Origin of the sequence: Actibacterium naphthalenivorans (assembly GCF_014196965.1) — a bacterium.
Taxonomy (GTDB): Bacteria; Pseudomonadota; Alphaproteobacteria; order Rhodobacterales; family Rhodobacteraceae; genus Actibacterium_A; species Actibacterium_A naphthalenivorans.
The window spans coordinates 1-6,879 of record NZ_JACIEQ010000027.1 but is presented as its reverse complement, the minus strand read 5'-3'; the positions used below and the strand labels follow the sequence as shown (position 1 = coordinate 6,879).

5 protein-coding genes are annotated in these 6,879 nt (G+C 60.9%); 2 read left to right on the top strand and 3 right to left on the bottom strand.

Features of this window, described 5'->3' with window-relative positions; all coding sequences use genetic code 11:
* Window positions 1–105 precede the first annotated feature (105 nt).
* A complete protein-coding gene (locus GGR17_RS20450) occupies window positions 106–525 on the bottom strand; it encodes a hypothetical protein (RefSeq protein WP_054540633.1) in 420 nt (139 codons plus the stop codon).
* Here GGR17_RS20450 and GGR17_RS20445 point away from each other — a divergent pair.
* Window positions 494–787, top strand: coding sequence for a rhomboid family intramembrane serine protease (locus GGR17_RS20445; protein ID WP_328705655.1), 294 nt, complete (start codon window positions 494–496; stop codon window positions 785–787). The two genes, GGR17_RS20450 and GGR17_RS20445, sit on opposite strands and share 32 nt — an antisense overlap.
* Window positions 788–881: 94 nt before the next feature.
* Here GGR17_RS20445 and GGR17_RS19865 read toward each other — a convergent pair whose 3' ends face one another.
* Together GGR17_RS19865 and GGR17_RS19860 are read right to left on the bottom strand one after the other, a co-directional pair.
* The gene (locus tag GGR17_RS19865; protein WP_054540635.1) at window positions 882–3,422 is read right to left on the bottom strand and encodes a S8 family peptidase; all 2,541 of its coding nucleotides are present in this window, start codon (window positions 3,420–3,422) and stop codon (window positions 882–884) included.
* A 53-nt stretch (window positions 3,423–3,475) separates the two neighbouring features.
* Window positions 3,476–4,486, bottom strand: a complete 1,011-nt coding sequence (locus GGR17_RS19860; RefSeq protein WP_054540636.1) for an AAA family ATPase — start codon at window positions 4,484–4,486, stop codon at window positions 3,476–3,478.
* Between the two features lie 862 nt (window positions 4,487–5,348).
* Here GGR17_RS19860 and GGR17_RS19855 point away from each other — a divergent pair.
* Window positions 5,349–6,278 carry a DUF2493 domain-containing protein gene (locus tag GGR17_RS19855; RefSeq protein WP_054540637.1) on the top strand — a complete coding sequence of 310 codons (930 nt, stop codon included), beginning with the start codon at window positions 5,349–5,351 and terminating at the stop codon, window positions 6,276–6,278.
* Window positions 6,279–6,879 lie beyond the last annotated feature (601 nt).

The following is a 6,879-nucleotide window of genomic DNA, read 5'->3' as shown; positions in this document are numbered from 1 at the left end:
TGTCGCCAGAAAGGGTAAAGGTGGACGACTTTTACGCCGCCCGCAGCAGGCTCATCCCGCCGCTACCGTGGCCGACTTTTGCACCGCCGTTCTCAGTTGGCCGCCTCAAACCCCCTTTCCTGGAGGTGGCATCCTGTGCAGCGCGCGAAAGCCGTTGAAGGCGCTGTGAGGACGTCTACTGTCGCCAACATGATGAACCGAGATCACATGCGCGCCTTCTTTCGGCGCGCCGCGGCGCTTGCCGCCTTTGTCGCGCTGCTCTGGGCAGTCCAGGTCGTCAATTGGATCGTCGGCTACGGTTTGAACCCAGCCTTCGGCCTGATCCCCAGGCAGCCCGGTGGTTTGGATGGCGTCATCGCAATGCCGCTGCTGCACGGAAGCTTCGCGCATCTTATGGCCAATACGCCGCCGATCCTGGTGATGGGTGGGCTGCTGATGGCCACGACCACGAGGGCCTTGCTGCCTGTGAACGCCGTGGTGATCGGCCTCGGCGGTGGTCTCGTCTGGCTGTTCGTGCTCCGCCATCCATATCGGTGCGTCAGGGCTCGTCTTCGGCTGGTTCGGCTTCCTCGTCGCGCACGGCTTCGTGGATCGCTCATTGACCACGCTGGGCGCGGCACTGGTAGTCGGTGTCCTCTATGGCTCCATTATCTGGGGCGTTCTTCCGGGCCAACCTGGCGTTTCGTGGGAGGCTCATCTCTTCGGCGCTATCGCGGGCGCGGTCGCTGCAGTCCTTGTCCGGACGCATGTCCATGCGCCGCGCCTCGGCGGCGTCGATCTGGAATGAAACAGTACAATCGGCCCAAAGAAGACATCCAAAACCGTCCCGTAATGCTGCAGTTGCATCCCTCATAAGTTGTCATTCGTTTGGCGGGTCGTGGTCAGACCAACGCTTCGATCTGTTTGGCTTCAACCATCGCACTGATTTCAGTGTAAAGGTTGACGGGCTGTCCTGGCGCGGAAATCGAAATCACCAACGCATAGCGCCCCTTGTCATTGAAACGCTTCTGCCCTGAATGGGTCTTCCACCACCCGGTGACAGGATAGATCGCAATCGCGTCGTGCAACGCGAGGTCAATCGCCTTGCCCCGCCACAGGTCACAGTGGAGCGAACCGGCTTGCACCGCTTTTGGGCCGAGGAGCCAACAATCCTTTTCCGTCTCTGCAGGCGGGGTGCCCTTTTCCTGATGCCCAGAAACGCGCCGTAGGAACTGTTGTTTTGTATCCGAGCGTTTCTTCATGGCAAATCGAAGCCCGAACGAACGGTAAGTCTCGGGGCGGGTTGCGGCGCGGCCAGAAAGATTCGGCTCAATGAAATAGGAAAGAGTTACCTTCATCATGACAATGCCATTTTCAATCTCTTCCAGGGCTGCCTTCGGCCACGGGAGGTCATAAAAGTGCATTTCGTTGAAAACTGGCGGGCCGCCTGCATCACTGGGGGCGAAGGGCTGAATCGGAGCCTGCGCAACAAGCGTCACATCGTTCTGCGCCGAGAACACGGCTCGTTGAAGGTTCGGAACACCATAACCGAACTCACGCAGGGCCTTTTGCTTCTTTCCTTTGCTCCCGCCTTTCCAATGCGCACCGCGCGGACCAATAAAGTGCTTTCGGATCGGCTCGGGCCACGAGGCAGAATCTACAGTCAACGCCCGGTGCGTCTCGGGCCACAGATCAGGCAGGGCAGCCTGCAAGCCACCCACGAAATTCCCCGCCACCCCTGCAGCCGCACTGGTCGCCCAAAATGGCACAAGCGGTTGGTTGAACACATCGGAGCCGGGGGCAAGCAGTGATAAGGACGGTTGCCAAAGGCAGAAATTGAATGCATCAACCGACATGTTGCCAGCTTCGAACAAAACCTCGGGCTTGATCGGCGTCAAATCATTTGCAAGTTCTGTTGAGCCTAGGCTGAAAGGGCTTCGATGATTTGCCGGAACCGCCACACCAAGGCCCGGCGGCGTGACAGGAGGTGTTTCTTTTCGAGTAAACCCACCAATGGTGAGCGAATTCCAGCTTTGCGATGGGTCTTCTAACGGATGCGATTGAATTACGTCATCCAGCATTCCGCCGAGCATATTTCCGGCAGCAACCACGACCATGCGCTTAGGGCGTTCTGCGGCTTGGACCCCCGGCTCCTGATCACCGGGCATTGCCCCTGAGGTAATTTGATCTAGGGCTCCGCTCCAAGTTGACGGACGGTCGGGTGGGTAGAAACCAGATGAATTTGCGATACAAAAGGCCCGCCGCACATTCGGTCGCTCTACCTCGACAAGAGACACGGCACCCTCAGTGACCACACCACGATTGGGCGGTGCAGTATCCGCAAATCCGGGCGGCGGCAGGAGCTTCATTGACTCGACTGCATGGGAAAGCTCCACTTGCCGCATGTCGTTCATTAGGGCCTCTAAGTCCCCATAGAGCGCTAGTCCGGCCAGCGGCGTGCCGTGTCCGCCATCTGGATGGTGATCATCCGTCCCCCAAGCCGCATCATAGGCCCAAGCCCCCCGCAGCCCGGGAGCGATCAGCGGGTGCCCACCCGCAACACCAGTATCCAATGTGCAGACCGCATTTGCGTCCGCAGGCGGCGGGGTAACCCGATTCACAAGGTCGGCAACCCAATCCTCCGGTCCGACACCATTGCCCTGCCTGTCAAGGAAAGGCTCAATCGTGGCGGTTGACCTTCGCACTTCCACAAGCGCTCCCAGCACCCTGCCAGCGAAATCCGCTGCCGTGGCCGCCGATCCGTGCACGAAAAGAACGGTCGTATCCGGGAAAAAGAGGCGGTCCTGATGAACCTCAAGGTCTGCATGTTGAGCCGCCGCAGAGACACCTTCGGCTATATTCGCGCCACCGCGCACCCAGAGTTCCCACCAAACGGCATCGGAAGAATCGAAGTCCGCCGGACCAACGAAGAGGGATCGTGCCACTGCGGATTGGATCGTCTCAATCCGCTCAAATCGGTCAAGGTCCTGCCGTGCTTGGTTTCCAGGGTCTTTTCCATACCCCTGAAGCCTGCCCCGCAGAAAAGCACGGGCATCATCCGGTACAAAAATGAGGGCGCTTTCCGTTCGGTCGTCTCGCCGATCTGATCGAAGCACCACCACATCTTCCTGCGGAAACTCGAAGTTCTTAGGCAGTTTCACCGCGCCAGAGCGGGCAGATTGCGGCGGCATGGTGCCCACTTCAACAATCTTCCCGGGCTTCAGCCCCTCGACGGGCAAACGGTTGTCGTGCCCCGCCCCAGGTATCTCACCCAACGCGGCAGCCAATTGGTCGAGAAGGTTCTGGGCGTGTGCCGCGTAATCTTCCCGAAGCGGCTTCTTGTCCATCTTTTGCTTCGGGTAGGAATAACCAACCTCGTCCCGGAACACGTCGAACGGGATGTGCACATGCTTACGCGCGTCGAAATCACTTTGATCCGCCATCAGACCCTGCTTCCAATTTTATTGGGTTCACCATTCACGCTCTGCGTGCACGGCTATAGGTTCGCGCCTTTGCGAAACTTCCCCTTAAGGGTCTGGCGATCATGCAGGGCCGAGCGCAGGGAGTCAGCCGAAATCTTTGTCACGCCGTCAATAATTGCGTCCTTCACCACAGAGTCCGTGGCGCGTACAAGCTCGCCCGGGCTCAACCCGGCCAATGCCGGCTCCAATGAGGACCAAGACCTCGCGCTCAACTTGAACTTGCCAAGCCGCTTTTCAATAATCGCCCGCGCCGCTTCAGTTTCAGGCAGCGAATATTCCACCACCTCGTCAAACCGGCGAGCCAAGGCCTCGTCTAGAATTTCAACATGGTTTGTCGCGGCCAGCACAACGCTATCCGTCGAATTGGGTTCTTCCATGAATGCGAGAACCGAATTCAGGACCCGGCGAATTTCGCCAATGTCGTTCGGATCACCTCGGCGAGCGCCTATAGCGTCGAACTCGTCTAGAAGATACACACCACGCATCTGGGCAATTTGATCGAACAGAATCCGGAGCTTGCCTGCGGTCTCCCCGAAGAACCGGCTGAAAAGGGACTCAAGCCGAACGGTGAACAAGGGCAACCGAAGCTCACCGGCCAACGCCGAGGCCGTCATTGTCTTGCCCGTTCCGGGAGGCCCAACGAGAAGCAAATGGGTTGTGGGCTTCTGACCGAATTGACGCAACGTGGCGCGTTCTTCTTGCTGACGGACCACACGGGCGAGTCGGTTCCGCACATCGTCGGCCAGCACCATGCTGCCCAAGGTAATCTTTGGGAAAGTGCTCTCGACAAGCCCCTGAAGTTCGGCCCGTGGGCGAGCCATCGGAATCGGCGTCTGTACCCCTGTCGGAGAGCCAAGGCGCCGCCGATCGCGCGCCTTCTGCACGACACGCTTTAGCTTCTCCGCGTCATCGGCCCGCCCCTCGCGCGCCTGTTGCGCGGCGATCTGCAAAGCCACTGAAAGGAACTGATCTTCGTCGCCCTCGATGTGCGAATTGAGGAGGGCAAGAATCTGTCGTGTAGTCATCACCTACTCCTCCTTTTCGAAAAAGCTCATTGCGCCAAGGCCTGCGCCGAAATCAAGATGACGGTTCACCTTGCGAAAGCTTCTACCTCAAACGGTGAATCTGCACCATCGAAAAGGTCTTGGAGCGGCTCCAGAACTTGAGCGAGTGGCGATAATGTGTTCAGTGCGGTCGCTTCAATCTCGAATGTCGGCAATAGCTGAACTCCCTCCGATTTTTCGCTCCCGCGGCAAACGGCAGCTTCCCGCCCATCACGTCGAATGCCTGGACAAGCAATCCCTATAGTCGGCAGCGTAGTCCCTGCACATCAACCGTGGCCAGAGCCTTACGGCCTCCCCTGCTCGGCTTCGCGTGTCGCAGGGGAGAACGGCCCTTCGGTCCGTCGCGCATTCGGCCATGCGGCCTCACCGCGGCGTCGCACCCGGCATCCCGGTTTGCCCGCCTCGCGAGCACGTCCCTCCCCGGCCGCTCCGCCGGATTGCGCTCTGGTCTGTTTTGGCCTGAGACCAAAACGATCCCGCCGCTTCATCCGTCTTCCGCGTCCGGTCGGGCCGTTTGCCTGCTCGGGTCGGGCAAACCTACCGTCAAAACACACACACATGAGTGCGGAAGCATATCCTCCGGATGGCCCCCAAATCAGCCCGCGTCAAGGATCGCAAAACTTTTCGGCGAGGGCGGGGCCTGTGGCGGGGGCGGTCCCGTGCGCGAGCGCGCGCATGTGTCGGGTGCTGCGCGCGGAAAACTTTTGCGCCCGGCAAGCCGGCGGCTGCGCCGTCCCTGACCCGGGCAGATTCGGAAACCAGGCATTCGGCCATGCCCCCACACTCACGTGGTGGCCTAGGAACCGAACACTGGAGACCAGACATGGCTTACGACACCGCAAACACCTACGAGACGATCGAACTTTTCGGGCTGACCGAGAAGGACGCGCAGCTGCCGATCCCGGAAGATCACATCCTGACCGACCGCATCATCCGCGAGAGCTTCGAGGCTTTGCTCGGTCAGCTGCGCGGGACCGGGCTTGAAGCAGAGATCGAACCGCTGGCCCATGGGCTCGCGACGATCCTGCAGCGCCGCAAGGTGGCGCTTGGCAAGGAGGTCCACCGCACCGCCGACAAGATCGGTGCGCTGGCAAAATCCCACGACGGATCGGAGATCGCCGAGACCGCGCTCGAAGAGGCGCAGGCCCGCTTTGTGCAGCTGCGCGAGATTGTCAGCGCCATCGAGGTAATGAGCGAGGCAGCGGCGGAATGCTACGAGGTCGAAACGGGCCACGCCTTCATCCCGGCAGCCGGGTCGCGCGCAAGCGTCCGGGCGCAGGAGACCGGGGCGGTCTTCGAGGCGCGGCAGCTCCTGGAGCAGCACGACCGTGAAACCGCCGAGAAGTCGAAAGTCGAGGGGGTTCCCCTGATCGTCTCAGGAGCCACCGACTGGGCAGATGTCGATGTGATCTTCAACACGCTCGACAAGGTTCGCGAACGGATCAAGCAGAACCGCAACCAGGAGATCTTCCTCTGCCACAAGGGTGGCAAGCACGGGGCAGAGATGATTGCGGCTCGGTGGGCCCGGGCACGCGGGGTCGCGCAGGCGCGCTTCGATCCTCGCTGGTCCGCGCATGGGCGGGCGGCACCGTTCAAGTGCAACGACGAAATGCTGGACGACAAGTTCGCGGCGACGGGGGTTGTTCTCTTCGGCGGCAACGGGGTCGCGCTGAACCTCGGGCAGAAGGCGGAAGCGAAAGGCTTGACGGTCATGCGGGTTGCTGACCCGGCGAAGAAGGCGTCGCAGGATTGAAGAGAGGGGGTCGCGCTTGGCGCGGCCCTTTCGTCATGTCTCATGGCGCGTGCGATCGGTCATGCGTGATCGGCAGTCTGCGGCGGCCGGCACTGCCATCCCTCTACCCGGTCCGTCAGAGTGCGGCCCATCCGCATCGGTGCGGGCTGGGGATGGTGCGCACCTCACGCACATCGTCAGCATCGCAAGACGCGAGGGGTCGAGACGTCGCATATGAAGCTGAACACCTGCACGTTCCTCGGGGCGTGTTTCGGAACATCGCATCCACGCGGGCGGGCTCCGTCAGCACCCCGGCCAGGCTCGGTGGGACGCGGACGCGGATGGTGGCGGCTGCGTGATGGCAAGGGTCATCCGGATCACTCCTTTCTGCTCATAGATGTGGATCGCACGGGGTCGGCCCGTTCGTGCCCTCAGCTCACGCTTCGGCAAGCACAAATACGGCTTCCACGGCGGAGCCGCGGACCCTCCGCATTTGCGCTTGCGACCGGGCCCCTTGCCCCCGTGCTGGGTGATCCCCATCGCAACAAGGAGTAACCCAAATGACCAACCACTACGTCGCCACCGTCCCCGTCAAGTTCACCGACACCGATGGCCAGGAGCG

Coding starts and splice junctions, on each gene's coding strand:
- GGR17_RS20450 (WP_054540633.1), bottom strand. CDS start 525: ATGGCGGAGCACGAACAGCCAGACGAGACCACCGCCGAGGCCGATCAC.
- GGR17_RS19865 (WP_054540635.1), bottom strand. CDS start 3,422: ATGGCGGATCAAAGTGATTTCGACGCGCGTAAGCATGTGCACATCCCG.
- GGR17_RS19860 (WP_054540636.1), bottom strand. CDS start 4,486: ATGACTACACGACAGATTCTTGCCCTCCTCAATTCGCACATCGAGGGC.
- GGR17_RS19855 (WP_054540637.1), top strand. CDS start 5,349: ATGGCTTACGACACCGCAAACACCTACGAGACGATCGAACTTTTCGGG.